Origin of the sequence: Ensifer sp. B1-9, assembly GCF_050474445.1 — a bacterium.
GTDB lineage: Bacteria > Pseudomonadota > Alphaproteobacteria > Rhizobiales > Rhizobiaceae > Ensifer.
The window spans coordinates 188,130-210,219 of record NZ_JBCHVG010000008.1; the positions used below are offsets into that span (position 1 = coordinate 188,130).

19 protein-coding genes are annotated in these 22,090 nt (G+C 62.6%); 5 read left to right on the forward strand and 14 right to left on the reverse strand.

What is annotated here, in order from left to right; all coding sequences use genetic code 11:
- Positions 1-73 precede the first annotated feature (73 nt).
- A complete protein-coding gene (locus ACQ5BM_RS16650) occupies positions 74-1,294 on the reverse strand; it encodes a lytic murein transglycosylase (RefSeq protein ID WP_429813282.1) in 1,221 nt (406 codons plus the stop codon).
- A 397-nt stretch (positions 1,295-1,691) separates the two neighbouring features.
- Here ACQ5BM_RS16650 and galU point away from each other — a divergent pair, with 397 nt between their 5' ends.
- A complete protein-coding gene (gene galU, locus ACQ5BM_RS16655) occupies positions 1,692-2,579 on the forward strand; it encodes a UTP--glucose-1-phosphate uridylyltransferase GalU (protein WP_429813284.1) in 888 nt (295 codons plus the stop codon).
- 128 nt (positions 2,580-2,707) lie between these two features.
- On the opposite strand, the gene ACQ5BM_RS16660 is transcribed toward galU, so the two are convergent.
- The 5 genes from ACQ5BM_RS16660 to ACQ5BM_RS16680 form a co-directional block, all read right to left on the reverse strand.
- A complete protein-coding gene (locus ACQ5BM_RS16660) occupies positions 2,708-4,036 on the reverse strand; it encodes an outer membrane beta-barrel protein (protein ID WP_429813668.1) in 1,329 nt (442 codons plus the stop codon).
- Between the two features lie 226 nt (positions 4,037-4,262).
- Complete coding sequence (locus tag ACQ5BM_RS16665) at positions 4,263-4,721, reverse strand: NfeD family protein (protein WP_429813286.1); 459 nt, start codon at positions 4,719-4,721, stop codon at positions 4,263-4,265.
- A 3-nt stretch (positions 4,722-4,724) separates the two neighbouring features.
- Positions 4,725-5,723 carry an SPFH domain-containing protein gene (locus ACQ5BM_RS16670; protein ID WP_429813288.1) on the reverse strand — a complete coding sequence of 333 codons (999 nt, stop codon included), beginning with the start codon at positions 5,721-5,723 and terminating at the stop codon, positions 4,725-4,727.
- Positions 5,724-5,921: 198 nt separating this feature from the next.
- Positions 5,922-6,941, reverse strand: coding sequence for a ferrochelatase (gene hemH / locus ACQ5BM_RS16675; RefSeq protein ID WP_429813670.1), 1,020 nt, complete (start codon positions 6,939-6,941; stop codon positions 5,922-5,924).
- Between the two features lie 145 nt (positions 6,942-7,086).
- Positions 7,087-8,970 (reverse strand): 5'-nucleotidase C-terminal domain-containing protein, encoded by a 1,884-nt coding sequence (locus ACQ5BM_RS16680; RefSeq protein WP_429813291.1) that lies wholly within the window; start codon positions 8,968-8,970, stop codon positions 7,087-7,089.
- Here ACQ5BM_RS16680 and ACQ5BM_RS16685 point away from each other — a divergent pair.
- Entirely contained in the window at positions 8,930-9,100 is a 171-nt protein-coding gene (locus tag ACQ5BM_RS16685; RefSeq protein ID WP_429813686.1) for a hypothetical protein, read from the forward strand. The genes ACQ5BM_RS16680 and ACQ5BM_RS16685 overlap by 41 nt on opposite strands.
- Before the next feature lie 203 nt (positions 9,101-9,303).
- Here the strand turns inward: ACQ5BM_RS16685 and omp10 are convergent, their stop codons facing one another.
- Both omp10 and ACQ5BM_RS16695 read right to left on the reverse strand, forming a co-directional pair.
- Positions 9,304-9,672 carry an outer membrane lipoprotein Omp10 gene (gene omp10 / locus ACQ5BM_RS16690; protein WP_429813294.1) on the reverse strand — a complete coding sequence of 123 codons (369 nt, stop codon included), beginning with the start codon at positions 9,670-9,672 and terminating at the stop codon, positions 9,304-9,306.
- A gap of 173 nt (positions 9,673-9,845) precedes the next feature.
- Positions 9,846-11,297: a homospermidine synthase gene (locus ACQ5BM_RS16695; protein WP_429813296.1), complete on the reverse strand. Its 1,452-nt coding sequence runs from the start codon at positions 11,295-11,297 to the stop codon at positions 9,846-9,848.
- A 517-nt stretch (positions 11,298-11,814) separates the two neighbouring features.
- Between ACQ5BM_RS16695 and ACQ5BM_RS16700 the strand changes: the two genes are divergently transcribed.
- Positions 11,815-12,765 (forward strand): GGDEF domain-containing protein, encoded by a 951-nt coding sequence (locus ACQ5BM_RS16700; protein WP_429813298.1) that lies wholly within the window; start codon positions 11,815-11,817, stop codon positions 12,763-12,765.
- Here ACQ5BM_RS16700 and ACQ5BM_RS16705 read toward each other — a convergent pair.
- The 3 genes from ACQ5BM_RS16705 to ACQ5BM_RS16715 are packed head-to-tail and all read right to left on the reverse strand — an operon-like array spanning position 12,730 to position 16,462.
- A complete protein-coding gene (locus tag ACQ5BM_RS16705; protein ID WP_429813300.1) occupies positions 12,730-13,362 on the reverse strand; it encodes an aminotransferase class IV family protein in 633 nt (210 codons plus the stop codon). The two genes, ACQ5BM_RS16700 and ACQ5BM_RS16705, sit on opposite strands and share 36 nt — an antisense overlap.
- Positions 13,359-14,558 carry an aminodeoxychorismate synthase component I gene (locus ACQ5BM_RS16710; protein ID WP_429813302.1) on the reverse strand — a complete coding sequence of 400 codons (1,200 nt, stop codon included), beginning with the start codon at positions 14,556-14,558 and terminating at the stop codon, positions 13,359-13,361. The genes ACQ5BM_RS16705 and ACQ5BM_RS16710 overlap by 4 nt, the downstream gene beginning before the upstream one ends.
- Positions 14,559-14,602: 44 nt before the next feature.
- Positions 14,603-16,462 carry a M3 family oligoendopeptidase gene (locus ACQ5BM_RS16715; protein WP_429813305.1) on the reverse strand — a complete coding sequence of 620 codons (1,860 nt, stop codon included), beginning with the start codon at positions 16,460-16,462 and terminating at the stop codon, positions 14,603-14,605.
- Between the two features lie 188 nt (positions 16,463-16,650).
- Here ACQ5BM_RS16715 and ACQ5BM_RS16720 point away from each other — a divergent pair, with 188 nt between their 5' ends.
- A complete protein-coding gene (locus ACQ5BM_RS16720) occupies positions 16,651-18,195 on the forward strand; it encodes a sigma-54-dependent transcriptional regulator (protein WP_173520396.1) in 1,545 nt (514 codons plus the stop codon).
- A 180-nt stretch (positions 18,196-18,375) separates the two neighbouring features.
- Positions 18,376-20,232 (forward strand): DUF882 domain-containing protein, encoded by a 1,857-nt coding sequence (locus tag ACQ5BM_RS16725; RefSeq protein ID WP_429813309.1) that lies wholly within the window; start codon positions 18,376-18,378, stop codon positions 20,230-20,232.
- Between the two features lie 179 nt (positions 20,233-20,411).
- Here ACQ5BM_RS16725 and ACQ5BM_RS16730 read toward each other — a convergent pair whose 3' ends face one another.
- The 3 genes from ACQ5BM_RS16730 to ACQ5BM_RS16740 all read right to left on the reverse strand — a co-directional run bounded on the left by ACQ5BM_RS16730 (position 20,412) and on the right by ACQ5BM_RS16740 (position 22,068).
- Positions 20,412-20,675 carry a DUF2312 domain-containing protein gene (locus tag ACQ5BM_RS16730; RefSeq protein ID WP_065778663.1) on the reverse strand — a complete coding sequence of 88 codons (264 nt, stop codon included), beginning with the start codon at positions 20,673-20,675 and terminating at the stop codon, positions 20,412-20,414.
- Positions 20,676-20,801: 126 nt separating this feature from the next.
- Positions 20,802-21,107, reverse strand: a complete 306-nt coding sequence (locus tag ACQ5BM_RS16735) for a DUF1244 domain-containing protein (RefSeq protein ID WP_247959784.1) — start codon at positions 21,105-21,107, stop codon at positions 20,802-20,804.
- Between the two features lie 160 nt (positions 21,108-21,267).
- On the reverse strand, positions 21,268-22,068 hold the full coding sequence (locus tag ACQ5BM_RS16740; RefSeq protein ID WP_429813313.1) for an N-formylglutamate amidohydrolase: 801 nt from the start codon (positions 22,066-22,068) through the stop codon (positions 21,268-21,270).
- Positions 22,069-22,090 lie beyond the last annotated feature (22 nt).

Below are 22,090 nucleotides of genomic sequence, written 5' to 3' on the forward strand. Positions count from 1 at the left end.
CGCCGCACGGGTGCAGCGCGCTCATCCGACTTTATCTCACGGATACGGCGATCGTGAAACCGTTTCGAGGGCGCTAGTTGCGCAGCACCCGCAGCAGCATCTGGGTCGGCTCTCCATCCGGCGGCAGGCCGTTCTTCGACTGGAACGCCTGGATCGCGGCCTTGGAACCGGAACCAAAATTGCCGTCGACCTCGCCGTTATAGTAGCCGAGTTCCTTCAGGCGGTTCTGCAGCTCGAACTTCTCGCTGATATCGAGCGAGCCGTCCGGACGCGGCCAGCGCTGCTGCATGCCCTGATAGCCGGCGATCTGGTCGGCGAGAAGGCCGACGCCGAGGGCGTAGCTGTCGGAGGCGTTGTAGCGCTTGATGACGAAGAAGTTCCTGGTCATCAGGAAGCCGGGGCCTTCGCCGCCGCTCGGCAGCTTGAGCTCGGCGCGCATGCTGCCATTGCGGAAGCCCTTGCCGTTCGGCCTGATGAAACCGAGCGACGCCCATTCGGCGAGCGTCTTCGTCTGGCCGGAATATTTCGCGGCATTTGCCGGCGGCGCGACTTCGTAGCCCCAGGTTTCGCCCGGCTGCCAGCCGTTCTTCTTGAGCAGGTTGGCGGCAGTCGCGAGCGCGTCGGGCACTGAGTTCCAGATGTCGCGGTGGCCATTGCCATCGGCGTCGACCGCATAGAGCAGGTAGCTCGTCGGGATGAATTGGGTGTGACCCATGGCGCCCGCCCAGGAGCCGGTCAGCTCGCGCGGCGTGATGTCGCCGCTCTGGAGGATCTTCAGCGCGGCGATGAGCTGCTTCTTGGCGTAGTTCGAGCGCTTCGGATCGACATAGGCAAGGGTTGCGAGTGCGCGCGGCACGTAATGCAGACGATCATCCTTCTCGAGCACGGCGCCGTAGTTGGATTCCATCGACCAGATCGCCAAAAGGATGGTCTTGTCGACGCCGAAGCGCTTTTCCAGCGCGTTCAGCGTGCGGGCGTGCTTGGCCGCCATCTCCTGGCCGACGCGCTTGGTGTAGGGGTTCACGCGGGAATCGATATATTCCCAGATCTTGTGCTTGAACTCCGGCTGATAGTTCGCCTTCTCGATCACCGTCTGGTCGGGCGTCTTCACACCGGCGAAGGCCTGCCGATAGGTCGCCTTGGTGATGCCTGCCTTGGCAGCCGTGGCGTAGAATTCGTTGATCCAGTTCTGGAATCCGGCATCGGCGCGCGCGGGCGAGGTACCGAGCGCGGCGGCGGAGAGGACGAGGGCGGCTGCGATATGACGGAAAAACGTCCTGCGGTTTCTGATCATCAGCTGTCGGTTCCGTTTCTCTGCGGGGCCTCGGCCGTCATGGCCCGATTCGCTCCGCAAGGTGGCAGTCTGGGGCCAGCCTCGACGGTGGGGGCAGTCGTCGGCGGCTCCTGTTTCGGATCCGGCCGCGATTGTTGCATTGCCGGATTGCAACGAATCTACAGAAACGTGGTCAACAAACCCTTTACCATGAAATTGTGGTGGCGTCTTCCGCTGCAGAAAATGTCAAGCCATGGTCGTGGAGTTCGCATATGCATTTGTTCCGTCGGTTCATGCTGTGTTCAGCCGACAGCATAGAGATTGCGGCTCCATTACGGAGCGCTGTATGGTTCAGACGGATTGCCGTTCGGGACCATCCGGCAAGACTTATGAGTGAAGTCCTATCAAGGAGGTATCGATGACCGACAAGCGTAAAGTCCGCAAAGCCGTGTTCCCGGTCGCAGGGCTGGGCACACGTTTCCTGCCGGCCACCAAGGCCGTGCCGAAGGAAATGCTGACGGTGGTGGACAAGCCGGTCATTCAATATGTGGTCGATGAGGCGCTGGAAGCCGGCATCGAACATCTGATCTTCGTCACCGGCCGCAGCAAGGCGGTCATCGAGGATTATTTCGACATTCAGGTCGAGCTCGACCAGACGCTGCGCGAGCGTAACAAGAAGGCCGAGATCGCGCTGCTCGACGGCATTCTGCCGAAGGCAGGCACCACCAGCTTTACCCGCCAGCAGGCGCCGCTCGGCCTCGGCCATGCGGTCTGGTGCGCCCGTGACCTCGTTGGCAACGAGCCCTTTGCGCTGCTGCTGCCGGACATGATCATGAAGGGCGAAAAGGGCTGCCTCAAGGGCATGGTCGAGCTCTATGAGCAGAGCGGCGGCAATGTCATCGCCGTCGAGGAATGCGCTCCGGACCAGGCGCACAAATACGGTATCGTCGGCGTCGGCGACAAGGTGGGCGATGGCTTCAAGATCACCAAGATGGTCGAAAAGCCGGCACCGGGCACGGCCCCGTCCAACTTCTTCATCAACGGCCGCTACATCCTGCAGCCGGAGATTTTCCCGATCCTCGAAAAGCAGGAGCGCGGCGCAGGCAACGAAATCCAGTTGACCGACGGCATGCTCAAGCTTTCCGACAGCCAGCAGTTCGCCGCGTATCACTTCCGTGGCGACACCTATGACTGTGGCGCCAAGGATGGCTTCATCCTGGCAAACGTCGCCTTTGCGCTGGAACGCGGCGACATCCGCCCGAGCGTCGAGGGTCCGCTGAAGAGCCTGCTCAGCGCTCTGAGGTAATTGCCTTCGTCATGAACTCGAGAAGGCCGCGTCCCCTGGGCGCGGCCTTTTCCGTTGAAGATGGCGGGCTTCTTTGAAACGACGCAATTCCGGTCCGAAAGCCGCTTTACAGTTTTCCTGGGATTGCTCTAGCGCCGTAGCGTCAGGCCGACGCCGACGCGGGTGATGTCCGTCGTATCGCCCTGATCGCGGGTCGTGCGCTCGTAGCTGACGTCGCCCGTCAGTGCCAGGTAGCGGTTGATGTCGTAGGTCAGGCCGGCGCCGGTGCGCCAGGTGGTCTCGTCGGACGAGCGGGCGTCGGAGGGATAGTTGCGCAGCGTCAGGCTGTTTGTCAGCCGCGCGACCAGATCCGAGCGCATCTGGTGGGTGATGATGTTGGTGAGATTGTAGTCGATCGACCCCGCATCGCCCGGCGTCGTCGACGGGTTGAGGTCGGTCGAAACGGCGAAGAGCACGTCGGTGCCGCGCTGCGGCGACCAGTTGAGGCGTCCGTCGACCGAAAGACCGCTGAGCTCGCCGAGCCGATCGTCCTCGAAGTTGTAGGTCTCGTAGCCGAGGCCGAGCTCGCCATAGAGTTTCTCGCCGAGGTCGAGCTCGATGCCGCCGCGTCCGGCATAGGTCTGGTAGGAACGTTCGAAGCCGAGTGGATCCTCGCGCAGGTCGTAAAGCGATTTGCCGACAGAGGCTTCCAGGAACGGGATCAGCGCCGGCGACAGCTCGTAGCCGACCCTAGCCGTGAGGATGCCTGTATTGCGATTGCGGTATTTGACCGACAGGTTCGTGCCGTTTTCGAGTTCGACATCGCCGTAGGTACGCCGGTCGAAGTCGATACCGACCGAGCCGCGGATCAGGCCGAAGTCGCGCTCGATGGCGGCACCAAGGCGGTAGGTGTTGACCGCGGACTGGGTCTTGGCGTTCGAGATCGCGTTCGGATCGTCGGCGTCTTCACGCTCGAAACTATAGCCGGCGCGGAGCCGCGCGATCGTTTCGTCCCACAGATCGAGCCGCAGTTCGGCGTCGACATTGGCGCGCGGCTCTTCCTCGCCCTCGCCAGAGATGTTGTTTTGCAGGATGCCTTCGCCGGTGACGGTCAACTGATGCCGCGACCAGTCCGAGGTCAGCGTGCCGCGGATCCCGGTTTCGAGGTAGCCGCGGTTCGTCTTGGTGTCTCCGTCCTTGCGCCATTCGTGGTTGATGGTCTCGCTGACGCTGGGGCGCAGCGTGAAGGTGCCGATGCGTACGCCCGGTGCGCGATCGTATTCGGGGTTATAGGTGCGCAGCCGCAGGCCGTCGATCGTCGGCTCGCGCTGGTTGAGGCGGAGGTAATCCTCGTTCTGCGCCGGCGGCAGGTCGTCGCCGCTGACGGCGCCGGTGGTCTGCGGATCGGCGATTGCGGGCGTTGTAGCCGGAAGGGCTGCCGGGGAGGTGTTGACGCCATAGGACGTCGTCGGCGCCATGGCCGTTTGCGCGAGCAATGGCGATGGTACGAACAGGGCGGCGCCGGCCAATAGCAACGCCAGCGAGGTCGAACGCCGCGCGTCTCCTTTGGTCGAGCGAGATGAGCCTGGCACCATATGCCGATTGTCCACGAGCCTGATTGCAATCCTTTCGCAATCGTAAAGCGACGTGGTTAAGCAATCGTTTCCAGCCGTGAAAAACGTCGTGGCATCAGCCGCTTGCCGGTCAGGCGCTTTCCACGGTCAGGCTCCGCCCGTGGGTGGAAACGACACGGACCCGGGTGCCGGCCGGCAGGTCGGGCCCTTCGATGATCCAGATCGTATCATCGAGCCGGATGCGGCCGCGCCCCTCGGCGATCGGCTTCTCCAGCACGGCGGTGCGGCCGACGAGGCTTTCCGCTCTCCGGTTCAGCAGGGGCTCATCGGTGGCTTCCGACGAGGAGAGAACAAAGCGACGGCCGAGCAGGACCGCGACCACCGAGAGCAGCGCGAAGAGGACGAACTGAACCTGCCATGTCCAGAAGCCGATCTCCCAAAGCATGAGAGAGAGAATTCCGACTATGAGCGCGGCGATCCCGATCCAGATCAGGAACACGCCGGGGGCGACGAGTTCGGCGGCGAGCAGCACGAAGCCGAGGACCCACCAGTTCCAGGGCCCGAGTTCTTGAATGGCGCGTTCGAGCATCGGCTACTTTCCTTGCGAAGGATCGGCCGGGAAGGCGGGCGTGGTACGCGGCGTCGATTGACGCGGACGCGCAGTCTGCCCCGACGGGCCATCACCGAAGACTTCCTTGGCAATGGCGCCAATTCCTCCGAGCGAGCCGATCAGCGACGTGGCTTCCATCGGCATCAGCACGATCTTCTGGTTGTTGGCGGTGCCGATCGAGGCGAGCGCCTCGGTGTATTTCTGCGCAACGAAGTAGTTAATCGCCTGAACGTCGCCGGATGCGATGGCGTCGGAAACCATCTTCGTTGCCTTGGCTTCGGCCTCGGCCAGACGTTCACGGGCTTCGGCGTCGCGGAACGCCGCCTCGCGCTGGCCTTCCGCCTCCAGGATCGCCGACTGCTTTGCGCCTTCGGCACGCAGGATCTGTGCGTTCCTGGCGCCTTCGGCTTCCAGGACCTGGGCGCGCTTCTCGCGCTCGGCCTTCATCTGCCGTGCCATGGCGTCGACCAGATCCTTCGGCGGTGCGATGTCCTTGATCTCGACGCGGGTGATCTTGATGCCCCAGGGGTTGGCGGCTTCGTCAACGACGCGCAGCAGTCTCTCGTTGATCGTATCGCGGTTGGAGAGCAGCTCGTCGAGATCCATCGACCCCATGACCGAGCGGATGTTGGTCATCGTCAGGTTCAGGATGGCGATTTCGAGATGGGCGACCTGGTAGGCCGCCTGCGCCGCATTCAAGACCTGGTAGAAGGCGACGGCATCGGCCGAGACGCTGGCATTGTCCTTGGTGATGACTTCCTGCGTCGGAACGTCGAGCACTTGCTCCATCACGTTCATCTTCGCGCCGATCCGGTCAATGAAGGGCACGATCAGGTTCAGACCCGGCTCCAGCGTCTTGGTATAACGACCGAAGCGTTCGACCGTGTAGCGATATCCCTGTGGCACTGTCTTGATCCCCATGAAGAGGACAAACACGATAAGAACCACGAATGCGACGACGACGATATCCAGCCCGCCCAAGAGACGCCCCCCAATTTGTTGTCCCGATCCGAGACAGCACCTTAGCGCAATAGTTGTCGCTCCGGAATCGGTTTCCGCGGGTGGCGCATGGATTCAAAACGTTAGACAGGCGCACTTGCCGCTGAGCGCGCGCGGTCCGTTCATCCGGAAGTGGTGGTCGGGGCGCCGCTTTTTCAGGCGGCGCGGCAAAGAATGGGTTTAGAGCCAGCCGGCGAGTTCGCGGCGCACGACGTGTTCGAGAACCGCCATGCCTTCCGCACTGTCGTTGAGACAGGGAATGTGGGTGAACTTGTCGCCGCCGTTGTGGTGGAAGCTCTCGGCCGCCTGCTCGGCGATCTCCTCCAGGGTTTCCAGACAGTCGGAGACGAAGCCGGGATTGAGGACGGCAATGCGCTTGACGCCTTCCTGGGCGAGCTTCTCGACCGTCTTGTCGGTGTAGGGCTGCAGCCATTCCTCGGGGCCGAAACGCGACTGGAAGGTGACCTGGAGCTTCTCCTTGGACCAGCCGAGCTTTTCGCGCAGCAGCCGCGCGGTCTTCTGGCACTGGCAGTAGTAGGGGTCGCCCTTGTCGAAGTAGCTCTTCGGAATGCCGTGGAAGGAGGTCAGTACCACTTCCGGCTCCCAGTCGAGTGTCGCCAGGTGGCGTTCGATCGAGGTCGCCAGCGCGTCGATGTAGACCGGGTCGTCGTGATAGGGCGGAACGGTGCGCAGCGCCGGCTGCCAGCGCATTTTCAACAGCGCCTCGAAGGCCTTGTCGTTGACCGTTGCGGTGGTGGCGGCGGCATATTGCGGATAGAGCGGGAAGACGAGGATGCGTTCGCAACCAGCCTTTTGCAGCGCCTCCATGCGCGAGGCGACCGAGGGTTGGCCGTAGCGCATGCCCCAGTCGACGATCACATCGGGACGATCGGCGAAGGTCTTGGCCATCAGTTCCGCCTGATTGCGGGTGTAGGTCCTGAGGTAGCTTTCGTTCCGCTCCTTGTTCCAGATCGTCTCATAGGCCTTGCCGACCTTGCCCGGACGGGTGTTGAGCACGATGCCGAACAGGATCGGATACCAGAACAGCCGCGACCATTCGATCACCCGGCGGTCCGTCAGGAACTCCTTCAGGTAGCGGCGCATGGAGGCGTAGTCGGTGCCGTCGGGCGTGCCGAGATTGACCAGCAGAACACCAACCTTTCCGGATTTGACGGAAGGGTGGTTAGCAGGGGCGGTCATGGCAAGCTGTTCGGTCATCTTGATCCTCGTCGGGCCCCGAAATCGGGCACCGCTTCCGTTTGGAGCCTTCAGTTTCAAGTCCTTCTAAGTAGAAAAGCCGGCGCGGGGAAGCCCGCGCCGGCTTTGAAGACAGAGGCAAATTGTCTTATTTTGCCGGGATCTCCAGTTCCCTGCCAACATGCAGCGCGCGCGGTGCCGGCTTGCCGTTGGCCTCGGAGATCTTCTTCCACAGTGCGCCTTCGCCATAGAACGACTTGGCGAGATCCCAGAGCGTGTCGCCCTTGGCGATCACGTGCTTCTGCGGGCCGCTCGCCGCAGACGCTGCGGCATCGCCGGAGGTTGCAGCCGGCTTGGTTGCCGTGTCGGTGCCCGCCGCCGGCTTTGCTTCCGTCGCCGGTTCCGCCGGTGCGGCACCTGCGGCGGAAGCCACCTCGGTGATGCGGCCATCGGTATAGGGCTTGAACGGCTGGTGGGCCGCGAGATAGTCGGCGAGCACGGTTTCGAGGCCCGGACCGTAGTCGTAGGCGTTCTCGCCCTTCTCCTTGAAGACGTCGTAGCCGTCGCCGCCATTGCGCATATAGTTGTTGGTGACGAGCGAATAGGTCTTCGCCGGATCCAGCGGGACATAGGTCTCGCCTTCCTTCACCTCGACCGAGACGACGCGGCTGCCGACCGGCTTCGACTTGTCGAAGGAGAACTTCATGCCGGCCACCTGCGGGAAGCGGCCGCCGCCTTCCTCGAGCTTGCTGAGACCGTTTTCCAGCGCCTCGCGGATACCGTCGCCCTTGATCTGAAAGGTAGCGACCGTGTTCTGGAACGGCAGCACGGTGACGGCTTCACCCATGGAAACGTCGCCAGCGTCGATGGAGGCACGCAGGCCCCCGCCATTGGTGATGGCGATGGTGACACCCTGGCCCTTGACGCGGTCGAGCATGGCGTCGGTGAGCAGGCTGCCCATTTCGCATTCCTTGGCGCGGCAATTCTCACGCGAGCCGTCGATCGGCGCTTCGGTCTTGGCGATGATCTTCGAGCGCAGTTCCTCGATCGGCTTGCCGAGCTCGGCGACGCGCGCCAACACGGACTGATCGGGCTTCACCGAGCTGTCGACCAGGATCGGATCGCCCTTGGCGGCCTTGACGACGCCCTTGTCGTCGAAGGTGACGACGAGATCGCCGAGATACTTGGTGTAGGATGCCGCCTGGACGACCGGAACCTTGTAGCCGCCGGGATTGTCGACCATCGTCGGATAGGGGCCTTCGGCCTTCGGATCGGTATTGGAGAGCAGGCTGTGCGAGTGGCCGCCGACGACGATGTCGACGTCCGGGATCTTGGCGATTGCGGCAAGATCGCGCGGATAGCCGACATGGGTGAGCGCAATGATCTTGTCGACGCCCTGCTTCTTCAGTTCTTCGACGGCGGCGGTGGTGGTGGCAACGTCGTCGCCGATCAGGATGTCCGGGCCGGGGGACGAAAGTTCCGGCGTGTCGTTGGCGACGGCGCCGACGATGCCGATCTTCTGGCCGCCGACATCGAGCACGATCGACGGCTTGATGCGGTCGCCGATCTTCGACTTGTGGCTCGGCAGCACGTTGGCGGTGACGACCGGGAAGGTAATCTTGTCGAGGAAGCCGGCAAGACCATCCTCGCTCTCGTCGAATTCATGGTTGCCGACGGTCATTGCGTCGAACTTCATCAGGTTCAGGAATTCGGCTTCGGCCAGACCCTTATAGGTGGTGAAGAACAGCGAGCCCTGGAAGTTGTCGCCGGCGTTGAGCAGCAGCACGTTCTTGCCGGAGAGTTCCTGGCGCTTCTGGTCGATCAGGGACTTCAGGCGGGCGACGCCGCCGAAACATTCGTTCTTGCCTTCCTCTTCCGCCGAGCAGGTGGAATCGAACTTGTTGATCGACTCGATGCGGGAATGGAGGTCGTTGATATGCAGGATGTTCAGCTCATAATCGGCGAAGGCAGCGCCCGAGGAGAGGGCAAGAATGGACGCGGTCATCAGGCCGGTCCGCATGTGTCTGATCATGATGTTCTCCTGTTTTGCCGGTTGTCAGCCGACCGTTTCCGGCGCCGTCAAGACGGAACCGTTCCCCACGGTCGGAATGGCTTTGCCGGGCGGGATGTTTTCACCACTTGAAGGTTACTTCAAGCGCTAAAACCAAGCTCGCGTTGTCAATTTGCAACTACAGCGCCGCGCGTCTTATTAGACGCGCAAAGGTCGCTGTAGCACTTTGAATGGCTGCATGTTTTTGTCCTTCAATCGGCTACGATTGAAGGAAACATGCAGTAGGTTAAGCTGCGGCCCTGCAACAAAAAAAAGCCCCCGATCGGGGGCTTCGATGCTTGCATATGCGCTGTCTTAGCCGCGCCTGGCCAGCGAGAACTGCGCGCCGGCATCGGTGGTGCAATTGAGCTGGTTCTGGGTGACCAGGGCGCAATTGACCTTCGACTGGGTGTTGCGCACGAGAGAGGTCATGTTGATCTCGACGAGCGTCGGACTCACCTTGGTGTAGTTGCCCGACGCGAGCAGCTGGTTGGTGTCGGTCGTGCGGGTCGAGAAGGTGCCGCCCGCAAAAGTCGAGACGATGCCGTTCGGGTCCACCCAGGAGCCTTCGACGCCGGTCGCCTGGCGCGACGGCCCGCCCTCATCGATGATCCGGGGCGACGACTGGCAGGATGCCAAGGCCGCGGCGGTTGCGATTAGGGTCAGAACTGCGAATGGCTTCATAGGCGATTTCCCCCGCATTGGGCCGAGCGGACTGTTTCAGTCCGGCATGACCATGCCGCGATCATGAGTTGAAAGCAAGAGCGGCCAGGGGCTGCAGGCGCCTTTTCCCGCACGGATGAAAAGGCCCGGGACACGGTCGTGCCCCGGGCCGGATGACGTTTTACGTCAAAAGCTTAGCGAACGAGGATGTTCTTGAACTGCCAGGGATCCTTCGTGTCGATGTCTTCCGGGAACAGGCCCGGACGGCCGTCGAGCGGGGTCCAGTCGGTGTAGTGGCCTTCAACCGGACCGAGATAGGGGAGCTGGACTTCCAGGCAGCGCTTGTAATCCATCTCGTCGGCTTCGACGATGCCGGCCTTCGGGTTTTCGAGTGCCCAGACCATGCCGGCCAGAACCGCAGAGGTTACCTGCAGGCCGGTGGCGTTCTGGTAGGGAGCGATGCGGCGGGTCTCTTCCAGAGACAGGCGCGAACCATACCAATAGGCATTCTTGTCGTGGCCGTAGAGCAGGACGCCCAGTTCGTCGAGGCCTTCAACGAGTTCCTTCTCGTCGAGAACGTGATGGACCGGCTGCGCATTGCCGCCATTGCCGAACATTTCGTGCAGCGACAGGACGGCGTCGTTGGCCGGATGATAGGCGTAGTGGCAGGTCGGGCGATAGATGACTTCGCCGTCCTTGTCGCGGACGGTGAAGAAGTCCGAGATCGAGATCGCCTCGTTGTGAGTGACCAGGAAGCCGTATTGCGGACCAGGCGTCGGGCACCAGGTGCGCACGCGGGTGTTGGCGCCCGGCTGCTCCAGGTAGATCGCCGCCTTGCAGCCCTTCTTGTGCTTCTTGGCGTTCTTCGGCATCCAGTTTTCATGGGTGCCCCAGCCGAGTTCGGCCGGCTGCAGACCTTCGGAGATGAAGCCCTCGACCGACCAGGTGTTCCAGAACACATCGAGCGGCTTCGGCTTCTTGGTCAGCTGGGTGTCGCGCTCGGCAATGTGCACGCCCTTGACGCCGACCTTCTTCATCAGCTTCGCCCAGCCTTCGCGGTCGTCCTGATGCGGCTCTTCGTATTTCACGCCGAGGTCGTTGGCGAGGTTCAGCAGGCCCTGCTTGACGAACCAGGAGACCATGCCCGGGTTGGCGCCGCAGGTCGAAACGGCCGTGGTGCCGCCCGGGTTCTTTTCCTTTTCCTTGCGGACGGTTTCGCGCAGCGCATAGTTGGTGCGGTCGGCATTGTCCATCTCGGCGTCGAAATAGAAGCCGAGCCACGGCTCAACGACCGTGTCGATGTAGAGAACGTCGAGCTTGCGGCACAGCTTGATCAGGTCGAGCGAGCCGGTGTCGACCGACAGGTTGACGCAGAAGCCCTGGCCTTCGCCTTCGGTGAGCAGCGGCTTCAACAGTTCCTTGTAGTTGTCCTTCGTCACATGAGCGCGAACGTGACGTACGCCATGCCGTTCGAAAATCTCGTTGTCGGCGGCGTCCTCACGGGGCTCGACCACGATCAACCGGTTCTTGTCGTATTTGAAGTGGCGCTCGATCAGCGGCAGGGTGCCGCGACCGATCGAACCGAAGCCGATCATGACGACCGGACCGGTGATCTCGCCGTAAACCGGATAGGTGGTATCTGCCATTTTTGTCTTTCTCCTGAGAAAACTTTCCCTGTGACGGTGGGTGACTAAGCATGAGGAGCGGCTGGCGCCGCTGTTCTGGCTCGATGGATGTGCCGAAGCGGCCGTGGGTGCCCGGCGGGGGCACGCGGCGCTGTAGAGCATAGATTGCTGTCACAATAAAGAGCCGGCGGGTCAACCGCTATTTGAGATGGTGCTTAACCGGTGATAGAGAGCGGGGCTGTGATGGGCCCGTTCCGCTTGCTGACGAACCGTTGTCGGCGGCCTGCCGTCAAGTCAGGCTGCGCAGCTCGATAAAGCGATCGGGATCAACTGCGCAAGGCCGGTGGTGAAGGGCTTGGAGGAACCGTCATGGGCGTATGCTTCATGCAGTTCGCCCGGACCAAGGCGGTGATTTAACCATATCCCCATCGTTTCGCACGCGTAAACGCTTGTCACAGGCACTTCGTGCTATAGCTTCGTCCGAAGCATCCGCTTCGCGCCATGATTGATATTGTCCGACCCGGAGGCGTGACAGACCGTGACCGGTAGTCATCTCAAGGCTCTTGCGGCCTTACAGAGCAAAACACCCGTACTGATCGCGCTCTACGATCAGCATGATCGATTGCGGTTTGCCAATCCGGCATTTCGTGCGGCCTATCATGTCGGTCCGGACGAGAGCCCGACCTGGGCGGAGATCATGCGCCGCAACCACGCCGCCGGTCGCGGAACCGTCCTGAAGACCGACGATGTCAACGCTTGGATCTCCTCGACGGCTCATCGGCGCGGCAAGGTACCTTTTCGTGCCATGGAAACCGACCTGCATGACGGCCGCTGGCTGTGGATGACGGAGACGGTGGATTCCGACGGCTGGATGCTTTGCATCGCCGTCGATGTCACCACCATCCATGCCGAGGAGCGCGAACTGCGGCAGGACCGCGACTTCGCGCTTCGGGCGGCTCAAGTCGACGAGCTGACCAGCGTGCCCAACCGTCGCTACACGATGGGGCGGTTGACCGAGTTCATCGCCAACTGCGCCGAAAACCCGCATATGTGGGGCTGCGTCGCGATCATCGACATCGATTATTTCAAGGCGATCAACGATCGCCACGGGCACCAGCGCGGCGACGAGGTGCTGCTCGACTTCGCTCGCCAGATGCAGGAATTCGTGCGCCGCTCGGATTGCTTCGGTCGCATCGGCGGCGAGGAATTCATGCTCATCCTGCCCGATACCACCATCAGCGAAGGCAATCGCATTCTCGACCGTCTGCTCGAAAAGGTTAGAAGCTCCCGGCCGCTCGAGAACATTCCGGAGTTCTTCTACACCTGTTCTGTCGGTCTGGCGGAGTATCGCGATGGCGATTCGGTGAGCGACCTTTACGCGCGCGCCGACCAGGCGCTTTACCTCGCCAAGCGCGACGGACGCGATCGCGTCAGACGCTACACGCTTCCCGGTTCAGACCAGGAGTCGCACCCGGATCAGACCGCGTAGCGAATTGCCGACATAGAGTGTCCCACGGGTGAGATCGGTGGGCGAAAGCCGTGCGGCTCGCGCCCGGCGCGCACAGACCAGTTCGGTGCGCAGGACGCCCGCAAGCAGGCCGCAGGCGATCGGCGGCGTCTTCAGGACGCCGCTGCCGTCGTCGAGGAAGACCGAGGTGATCGTGCCCTCGCAGACCTCGCCTTTCTCGTTGAGAAGAAGAACCTCGTCAGCCTCGCTCGCCGCAAACTCGCCGCGGGCAGCGTCATAGGCCACCCGGCGGCTGGTCTTGTAGCGCAGCAGCGGATCGCGGGAATTGAGCTGCGTGGCGGCAATCCGCACCTGCCAGATCGTTCCCTCCGGCAGCGGCACGATGGGCGCGGTCTTCACCTCGATGCGTCCGTCCGGGAAAAGTTCGAGCCGTACGCGGCGTGCGGCCTTGTCGTCGCCGCTCTCCACCGCTGCCAGCAAGGCCGCTTCCGCGCCTTCCGCTCCCGGAATACCGAGACGTCGCGCCGACCGTTTCAGCCGCGCCAGATGCAGGCGCAAGCGGATGAAGCCGTTTTCGGGCTCGTGGCGCAGCGTTTCGATCAGCGAAAAGTCCGTCATCGCGCGGTCTCGTCGTCGCCAAGCGCGACCTCGTCGTCGCCAAGCGCGATCCCATCGTCGCCAATGGCGAAACGGGCCTTCAGCAGGCATTCGTCATATTCGGATTGTGCGTTGCTGTCGAAGACGATGCCGCCGCCGACATTGAAGATGGCCTCGCCATTGGGGAAAAGCGAAATGGTGCGGATTGCGACGCTGAAGCGCATGACCCCGCTAGGGGCGATGAAGCCGATGGCGCCGCAATAGGCGTCGCGCGGTCCGCCTTCCAGATCGTGCAGGATCTCCATGGCCCGCATCTTCGGCGCGCCGGTGATGGAACCGCAGGGGAACAGGGCGGCGAAGATGGCCTCGAGGCCGATCTCGGGCAAGAGCTTCGCCCGGACGTGGCTCACCATCTGGTGCACGGTCGGGTAGGTCTCGATCTCGAACAGCTTGGGGACGCTGAGCGTGCCGACCTCGGTGATCCGCGAGATGTCGTTGCGCAGAAGATCGACGATCATCCGGTTTTCCGCCTGGGTCTTCTCGTCGGCGCGCATGGCCGCGATGATCTCGGCGTCTTCGGCCGCAGAAGCGCCGCGCCTGGCCGTACCCTTCATCGGGTGCGTCTCGATCCAGCCGTCCGCATCGACGCGGAAGAAGAGCTCCGGCGATCGCGACAGCAGGATCGGCCCGTCAAGCGCGACGAGTGCGCCGTATTTCACCGGCTGGCGATCGATCAGCGACCAGAAAGCGGTGCGCGGATCGCCGGACCAGCGGGCGCGGATCGGCATCGTCAGGTTGGCCTGGTAGCAATCGCCCTGGCGCAAGTGCTGGTGCAGGCGAACGAAGCGTTTGCGATAGGTGTCGAAGTTCCAGCCGGCGCGGGGCTCGCTGAGGAAGGGTTCGTTCTCGGTCCGCCTTCGAGGCTCGGCAAGCGGGTGGTCTTCGGCGGGCGCATCGAAGATGCCGAAGGACATCAGCGGTGTTTCACGGCCCTCCTCGGCGAAACCCGAGAGCTTCTCCTCGAAGAGGTGACCGGCCTCATAGGACATGAAGCCGGCGATCCACTTGCCTGCCTTGTGGGCGCGGTCGAGCTCGGCAAGGCCACGGGTGAATTCGGTTTTCGTATGCGCGGTGACGATGCGCAGGGGCTCAGCGAAAACCGTCGTACGGTTTTCGCTGTCGTCCCGGAACAGCACATAGGGTGCGGTGTCGTTCATAAGTCGTCTTGTCGATCGCGCCGTGATCTGGACCCATGCCCGGATCAGGCCTTATCAAGCGCCTCGAGTTCGTCGATGAGCCCTTCGATCATCGACAGTCCCTGTGCCCAGAACGACGGATCGGTGGCATCGAGCCCGAAGGGTGCGAGCAACTCGGAATGGTGCTTGGTGCCGCCGGCCTTCAACAGTTCGAAGTACTTCTCCTGGAAGCCTTTTTCGGCGCTCTGGTAGACGGCGTAGAGCGAGTTCACCAGGCAGTCGCCGAAGGCGTAGGCGTAGACGTAGAAAGGCGAGTGGATGAAGTGCGGAATATAGGCCCAATAGGTCTCGTAGCCCTCGGAAATCCGGATTGCCGGGCCAAGGCTCTCGCTCTGCACCGACAGCCACAGCTTGCCGATGTCATCCGCCGTCAGTTCACCTTCCTTGCGGGCGGTGTGGACCTTGCGCTCGAACTCGTAGAAGGCGATCTGGCGCACGACCGTGTTGATCATGTCCTCGACCTTCTGCGACAGCATGGCCTTGCGCTCGCGCTTGTCCTTCGTCCGGTCGAGAAGGGCACGGAAGGTCAGCATCTCGCCGAAGACGGAAGCGGTTTCGGCAAGGGTCAGCGGCGTCGAGGCCATCAGCGCGCCCTGTCCGCCGGCCAGAACCTGGTGCACGCCGTGGCCGAGTTCGTGCGCAAGCGTCATCACGTCGCGCGGCTTGCCCATGTAATTGACGAGCACGTAGGGGTGCGCAGACGGTACCGTCGGATGGGCGAAGGCGCCCGGTGCCTTACCGGGGCGCACCGGCGCGTCGATCCAGCTCTCGTCGAAGAAGCGTCGGGCGATCGCGGCCATTTCCGGAGCGAAGGCATTGTATGCCGAAAGCACCGTGTCCTTGGCCTCGTTCCAGGAAATCAGCGCATTCGGCGTTTCCGGCAACGGTGCATTGCGATCCCAGAAATCCATCTCCGGCATGCCGAGCCACTTTGCCTTCATGGCGTAGTAGCGATGCGACAGGCGCGGATAGGCGGATTTGACGGCTTCGGCCAGCGCATCGACAACCTCGCGCTCGACACGGTTGGCGAGATGGCGGCTGTCGGCGATGTCCTGAAAGCCACGCCAGCGGTCGGAGATTTCCTTGTCCTTGGCAAGCGTGTTGGTGATCAGCGTGAAGGTACGGATATTGCTCTTGAAGGTTTCGGCAAGCGCCATCGCCGCCTTCTTGCGAACCTCGGTCGCCGGATCCTGCAACAGGTTTAGAGTGACTTCGAGCGGCAGCGCCTCGCCATCGACGTTGAAGGTGAGGCTTGCCATCGTCTCGTCGAACAGACGGTTGAAGGCGGCAGCACCCGTCATCGATTTTTCGAGGAAGAGCTGCTCCAGCTTGTCGTCGAGCTGATAGGGCTTGTCCATGCGCAGGTCGGTCAGCCAGGGCTTGTAGTGCGCGGCCAGCGCATCGTTCTCGAGCGCCTTGTCCAGGATCGCGTCATCGATGCGATTGAGCTCGAGCGAGAAGAACAGCAGATGCGCCGACATGTCGGTAAGCTTCGACTGTACGTCGCCGTAAAGCTTGCCGTTCTCAGGCTTGGACGTGTCCGAGAAATAGGTGAGGCCGGCAAAGGAGGCGATGCGGCCCATGACGTCCTCAAGCGCTTCGAACTCCCGAACTGCGGCGCCGATGCCGTCGTCACCGTTCTTCGCTGCGGCTTCGGCCAGCTTGCCCTTCCACTTTGTCTCGAAAGCGATCGCGTCGGCCTCTGCCTTCTTCAGGTCGTTGCGAAAGGCATCCGATGCGGCGGAGGGATAGAGATCTTCGAGCCGCCAGGAGGGCAGGTCGCCGAGATCCGCGGCAGCGCCATGGGACTGGCCGGCGGCGGCACGGACAACGGATTGCTCGGGGGCGAAGGGGCGGAAGGTCATCGTCGGATTTCTCTCGTTCGTGACAGGAAGAAGGCAAGCGATATGGGTCCCATTGCTATCGCCGGCAATGGATAAAATGCAAGCATTTCTCAAAACATGATGTTCAGCCCTTTATGGCACAGATGCCTGACGTGATTTGGCACATGAGGTTGGCCAAAAGTACCGCGTGTCCAGAGCAGGAGGCTTCCGTGACATCACATATTCTGGTCATTGATGACGATCCGGTGCAGCGCCGGTTGCTGACGAACATGATCGAGCGTCTCGGCCATGTGGCGCATCTCGCCGACAACGGCCGCAGTGGTCTGGAGCTCCTGGAGCGCAAGGGCGGCATGATCAATGTCATCCTGCTCGACCTGCTGATGCCGGAAATGAACGGGCACGGCTTCCTCGAAGCACTCGCCGAACGCGGCGTCGATACGCCGGTCATCGTGCAGACCGGCCAGGGCGGCATCGAAACCGTCGTTCACGCGATGCAGGCTGGGGCCTTCGACTTCCTGGTGAAGCCCGTCTCCCCCGAGCGCCTGTCGGTCGCGATCGGCAATGCACTGAAGATGGCAAGCCGCGACGGCAAGGTCAAAACCTCGCGCCGTCCGCGCGGCGGTGCCGTCGGCTTCGAGGACATCGTTTCGGCAAGCCCGGCAATGATCCGGGTGATCGACCTCGCGCGCCGCGCCGCCCAGTCCAACATACCGATCGTGCTCGAAGGCGAGTCCGGCGTCGGCAAGGAAATGGTGGCCCGTGCCATCCAGTCTGCGAGCGACCGGGTCGGCAAGCCCTTCGTCACCGTCAACTGTGGTGCAATCCCGCACAATCTGGTCGAGAGCATTCTCTTCGGCCATGAGAAGGGCGCCTTTACCGGCGCGACGGAAAAACACAGCGGCAAGTTCGTCGATGCGGACGGCGGCACGCTGTTTCTCGACGAGATCGGCGACCTGCCGCTCGAAGTCCAGGTCAAGCTTCTGCGTGCCGTGCAACAGGGCGAGATCGAGACGATCGGCGCACGCCATCCGCAGAAGGTCAATGTCCGGCTAATCTCCGCGACCAACAAGGACCTGATCAACGAGGTGCGCGAGGGGCGTTTCCGCGAGGACCTCTATTACCGCCTCAACGTCTTCCCGATCACCATTCCGGCGCTTCGCCGGCGCAAGGAAGACATCCCGGTCCTGGTGCGCTCCTTCGTCGAGCGTTTCGCCGCGGAGCAGCGGCTGCACGCACCGCTCACCATATCCAGCGGCGCCCTGGCGCTGCTGACCGCCTATGATTGGCCGGGCAACATCCGGCAGCTCGAGAACGCGATCTTCCGGGCCGTGGTGCTTGCCGAAGGCAACGAGCTGACGGTGAAGGACTTCCCGCAGATCGCCACCCAGATCCCGGGCTACGTCGTCTCCGACCGCTCCGGTTTCTCCTGGGGCGAAGCCGGTCCGGAACGGACAGCCGCGCCGTCGGAGCAGGTGCCGAACGTCTATCCCGATTTCGCGAGCGCGGCGAAATCGATGGAGGGCGATGCCGGACACGACCCACGCATGGAGAACGCGATCGCCAGCGTCGACGAGGGCGGGGACGTCCGCAAGCTTGCCGAGGTGGAAGAGGAATTGATTCGTTTTGCGCTGAAATTCTACCGCGGGCAGATGAGCCAGGTGGCGCGCAAGCTCGGCATCGGCCGGTCGACGCTCTACCGCAAGCTGAAGGATTATGGCATCGATCCCGAGAATCCGTTGAGGGAGGCGGCTTAAAATCGGCGCATTCACGATTCATTAGCCGTGTTATTCAGTCCCCGCCGTTTAGACCTTGTTAGTGAAGTGTTCACTATATTATAAGGGGCGGTGACGACTGTGGCATATTTGCCATGCTGTCACCTTATTTGACAGTCATCTGAGACAGCGAAGCACGGTTGTCCGTCGGACGGGGATTGAATGCCAAATTTGTTCGGTTTTAAGAAGCCGCTCGGCTCCTTAGCGAGAGTCTGCGCGGCCTTTACCCGTAAGGTGCCGCAGGTTCTTACATCCGTTGCTATCGCGGCTTCCCTCGTGACGCCAGGCTTCGCGCCTCCAGTGGAGGCCGCGGGCCAGACCCGGACACTGAAACTCTACTTCATTCATACCCAGGAAAAGGCGCAGATCACCTTCAAGCGCAATGGCCGCTACGACCCCAAGGGCCTGCAGGAGATCAACCGTTTCCTTCGCGACTGGCGTCGCAACGAACCGACCAAGATGGATCCGCGCCTGCTCGACCTCGTCTGGGAAGTCTACCAGAAGAGCGGTTCGCGCGATTATATCCACGTCGTCTCGGCCTATCGTTCGCCGGCAACCAACGGCATGCTGCGTTCGCGCTCGAAGGGCGTCGCCAAGAAGAGCCAGCACATGCTCGGCAAGGCGATGGACTTCTACCTTCCCGACGTGAAGCTGAAGACCCTTCGTGAAATCGGCATGAAATTCCAGGTGGGCGGCGTCGGCTACTACCCGACGTCCGGCTCGCCTTTCGTTCACATGGACGTCGGCGGCGTCCGCGCCTGGCCGCGCATGTCGCGGGCCGAACTGGCGCGTCTCTTCCCCGACGGCAAGACGATGCACCTGCCCTCCGACGGCAAGCCCTTGCCCGGCTATGAGCAGGCGGTTGCCGACTACAAGCGCCGCGTCGGTGCTTCGGCGATCGAAGTCGCCGGCGGCGGCGCGACAGGCCCTGGCGATAGCGCAAGCGGCAAGCGTCGTGGCAACCTGTTCGCCATGCTCTTCGGCGGCGGCGGTGACGAGGATGAAGAACCCTCGGCGATCGCGGCTGGTCCGGGTGCCGATGACGAAGGCGGCGCTGCGCCTGCCCAGGTTCAGACGGCTTCCGCTCCTGCTGCCCAGGAAGCTCTGCCAGGTGTCGCCGGCTCCGTTGCCGCCGAACCGGTGGTTGCTGCCGCGGCCGAACAGAACATCAATGCTCCGGTCCCGGCTGTCCGTCCTGCCTTCAAGGATGCTCCCGCCGATGGTGGCGTAGCCGTTGCACTCGTAGCGCCGCAAAAGAATGCAGCCCAGGACGCGCTTGCTGCTGCCCTGCCGCAAACGCCGGAAATGCCAAGCGAATTTGCCGACCTCGGCGCGATGAAGGTGCCGGTGCCGCAGATGCTTGACCGTCGCGACATGAACACGCTCGTCGCCTCGGCCGACTCTTCCGCGGACGTGCAGGCGCTTGGCTTCGTGCCGGTTCCGGCGATGCGGCCCGCCGGTGACGCAGCCCTTGCCGCCGTTGCCGATGCCAAGGTCGTGGTTCCCTCCTTCGCGGAGCGCCCGGTCGTTGCGTCGGCAGAGCCGCCGCGTGACGTTGCGGCCGAAGCTGCGACCCGCGTGGCGCTTGCTGCTCCGACGCCGGCCCAGCGCGAACCAGTATCGCAACAGCCGATCGAAATGGCGGCCTATGCGCCGCCGTCGACCACGAATGCCCGCGCGGCCGTCTTCGACAATGCCTTCGACACGCAGGCAGAAGCGCCGGCAAAGGGTGGTCGGCCGAAGAAGAACGATGCCGATGCCGCGACCCGCTCGTCGGTCCGCACCGAGCCGAAGCTGACGCAGAAGATCATCTCCGAATGGGCACTGACGACCGGTCGCGTGGCGACGCTCTCCAAGCCGGTCAAGGCACCGCGCTTCGTCAGCAAGTCGCTTCGCACCGCGCCGACCACGGTCTATGCCGCCGGCTTCTCGAGCAGCGCCGGCACGACGGTCGATACGGCCCGCTTCAGCGGCACTGCCGTCAACTTCATGGAAGTGAAGAAGTTCAGCACCAACTGAGCTTCGAGCCAAACAGAAGACACGAAAAAGCCCGCCGGTATGAACTGACAGTCCGGCGGGCTTTTTGATTCTGTACCGTGCTTTCGAGCGCTGCCGCTTTCGGGCCGGGTCGGCTGCAGCTTGTTCCGGAACTCGCGTCCCAGGCGAAGGCCGCCGGTCGGCGGCCTTGCAGGGCGTGCTTACTCTTCGTCGGCTGCCGGCACCATGCCGAGCGCCTGGAGGTAGGTGTCGAGGATCGCTTCCTGTTCCATGCGCTCGTCGTGATCCTGCTTGCGGATCGAGATGACCTTGCGCAGGATCTTGGTGTCGAAGCCCATGGACTTGGCTTCGCCATAGACGTCCTTGATGTCGTCGGCGATGGTCTTCTTTTCTTCTTCCAGGCGTTCGATCCGCTCGATGAAAGCACGAAGCTGATCGCGTGCGACGCCGTGAGCATCCGACATGGTCTTCTCCTTGATATGGGGAATTGAATTTCTTGGGTGCCGTGACGTGCCGCGAACAGCCGCCAAGGTCAAGGGTCAATGCGCAACAACGCGGTCATTTCCGCGGCAAGCGCCGGCGAAACGACTTTATTCCTTCGGGCGGTTGATCTCGAAGGCTGCCTTCTGCTCGGCGGTTGCTTCCCTTTGGTGGCGCTCGCGCCATTCCTCATAGGGCATGCCATAAATGATCTCGCGCGACTCTTCCTTGGCGAGAGGAACGCCCGCCTGCTCGGCGGCTTCGCGGTACCAGTTGGAAAGACAATTGCGGCAGAAGCCGGCGAGATTCATCAGATCGATGTTCTGGACATCGGAGCGCTCGCGCAGATGGGCGACGAGGCGGCGAAAGGCGGCGGCCTCAAAGGCGATCTGCTGATCCGGGGTCAGTTCGGTCATGGACGTCGATCCTCTTCAGTTACTGCGCATCTCCGGACGCAAAACCGCGACGCACTTCTATCGGAAATGCTCTACTACAGCGCCGCGCGCCTTTTAAGGCGCGCTGAGGTCGCGGCAGCACTTTGAAACGCTGTATAATTTGTCCTCAAATCGATCCCGATTAAGGATTCACGCCGTAGTCGCCGGTGCGCGAGGTGTGGCGCTCGTAGCGATGCAACTCGGGCATGGCGTTGAGACCCGCCAGGATCGGCGCCAGCCGTTCGGCCCAGGCAGCAACGCCCGCTTCGTCGGCGATCAGGTCCTGGCGCACTTCGATCAGGGCGTGGGGAATGCCGGGCGTCATGCAATGGCGATACATGGTATCGCCGCGCAGCGCCCCGTCATAGGGCTCGTTGTTGCCAACGACGATATCGCCCGATGCCTCGAGCTTCTCGATGAGCGGCAGAACGGCGCGCGGATCGTTATCCCAGAGGACGGCAGCGTGCCACGGACGGGCCACGCCCTTCCAGGCCGGCGTGAAGGAATGGATGGAAATGACGAGCGGTGCTGCGCCATGCGCCTCGCCGCTTCGGCCGATCGTCTCGGAAACGGCGCGGTGATAGGGGCGGTGGAACCGGTTCAACCGGTTCTCCCATTCCTCTTCGCTGATCGGGTGGTTTCCCGGCACGATCGCGCCGTCGGAGATCTTCATGATCAGCGTCGGGTCGTCCTCGCCGCGATTGGGGTCGATCAGCAGGCGGGAGAAGCAACCGAGCACGGCCGGCGCATCGAGCATTCGCGAGAGCCGTCGCACCAGCGCCTCGACGCCGATGTCATAGGCGATGTGCCGCCCGAACGCCGAGGCCGGCAGGCCGAGGGTACCGTACTCCGCCGGCAGCCGGTTCATCGCGTGATCGGCCAGTAGAACGAGCCCGGTTGTGGGCTTGGCTTCGATAATCTCATAGGGAGAATAGTGTTGCATGCCGGTCCAGTCTGTTGTCTCG

Excerpts from the sequence above, each read along its gene's own strand:
- ACQ5BM_RS16650 (WP_429813282.1), bottom strand. The coding sequence starts at position 1,294 with ATGATCAGAAACCGCAGGACGTTTTTCCGTCATATCGCAGCCGCCCTC.
- galU (WP_429813284.1), top strand. The coding sequence starts at position 1,692 with ATGACCGACAAGCGTAAAGTCCGCAAAGCCGTGTTCCCGGTCGCAGGG.
- ACQ5BM_RS16660 (WP_429813668.1), bottom strand. The coding sequence starts at position 4,036 with ATGGCGCCGACGACGTCCTATGGCGTCAACACCTCCCCGGCAGCCCTT.
- ACQ5BM_RS16665 (WP_429813286.1), bottom strand. The coding sequence starts at position 4,721 with ATGCTCGAACGCGCCATTCAAGAACTCGGGCCCTGGAACTGGTGGGTC.
- hemH (WP_429813670.1), bottom strand. The coding sequence starts at position 6,941 with ATGACCGCCCCTGCTAACCACCCTTCCGTCAAATCCGGAAAGGTTGGT.
- ACQ5BM_RS16685 (WP_429813686.1), top strand. The coding sequence starts at position 8,930 with ATGGACGCGGTCATCAGGCCGGTCCGCATGTGTCTGATCATGATGTTC.
- ACQ5BM_RS16680 (WP_429813291.1), bottom strand. The coding sequence starts at position 8,970 with ATGATCAGACACATGCGGACCGGCCTGATGACCGCGTCCATTCTTGCC.
- omp10 (WP_429813294.1), bottom strand. The coding sequence starts at position 9,672 with ATGAAGCCATTCGCAGTTCTGACCCTAATCGCAACCGCCGCGGCCTTG.
- ACQ5BM_RS16695 (WP_429813296.1), bottom strand. The coding sequence starts at position 11,297 with ATGGCAGATACCACCTATCCGGTTTACGGCGAGATCACCGGTCCGGTC.
- ACQ5BM_RS16705 (WP_429813300.1), bottom strand. The coding sequence starts at position 13,362 with ATGACGGACTTTTCGCTGATCGAAACGCTGCGCCACGAGCCCGAAAAC.
- ACQ5BM_RS16710 (WP_429813302.1), bottom strand. The coding sequence starts at position 14,558 with ATGAACGACACCGCACCCTATGTGCTGTTCCGGGACGACAGCGAAAAC.
- ACQ5BM_RS16715 (WP_429813305.1), bottom strand. The coding sequence starts at position 16,462 with ATGACCTTCCGCCCCTTCGCCCCCGAGCAATCCGTTGTCCGTGCCGCC.
- ACQ5BM_RS16725 (WP_429813309.1), top strand. The coding sequence starts at position 18,376 with ATGCCAAATTTGTTCGGTTTTAAGAAGCCGCTCGGCTCCTTAGCGAGA.
- ACQ5BM_RS16730 (WP_065778663.1), bottom strand. The coding sequence starts at position 20,675 with ATGTCGGATGCTCACGGCGTCGCACGCGATCAGCTTCGTGCTTTCATC.
- ACQ5BM_RS16735 (WP_247959784.1), bottom strand. The coding sequence starts at position 21,107 with ATGACCGAACTGACCCCGGATCAGCAGATCGCCTTTGAGGCCGCCGCC.
- ACQ5BM_RS16740 (WP_429813313.1), bottom strand. The coding sequence starts at position 22,068 with ATGCAACACTATTCTCCCTATGAGATTATCGAAGCCAAGCCCACAACC.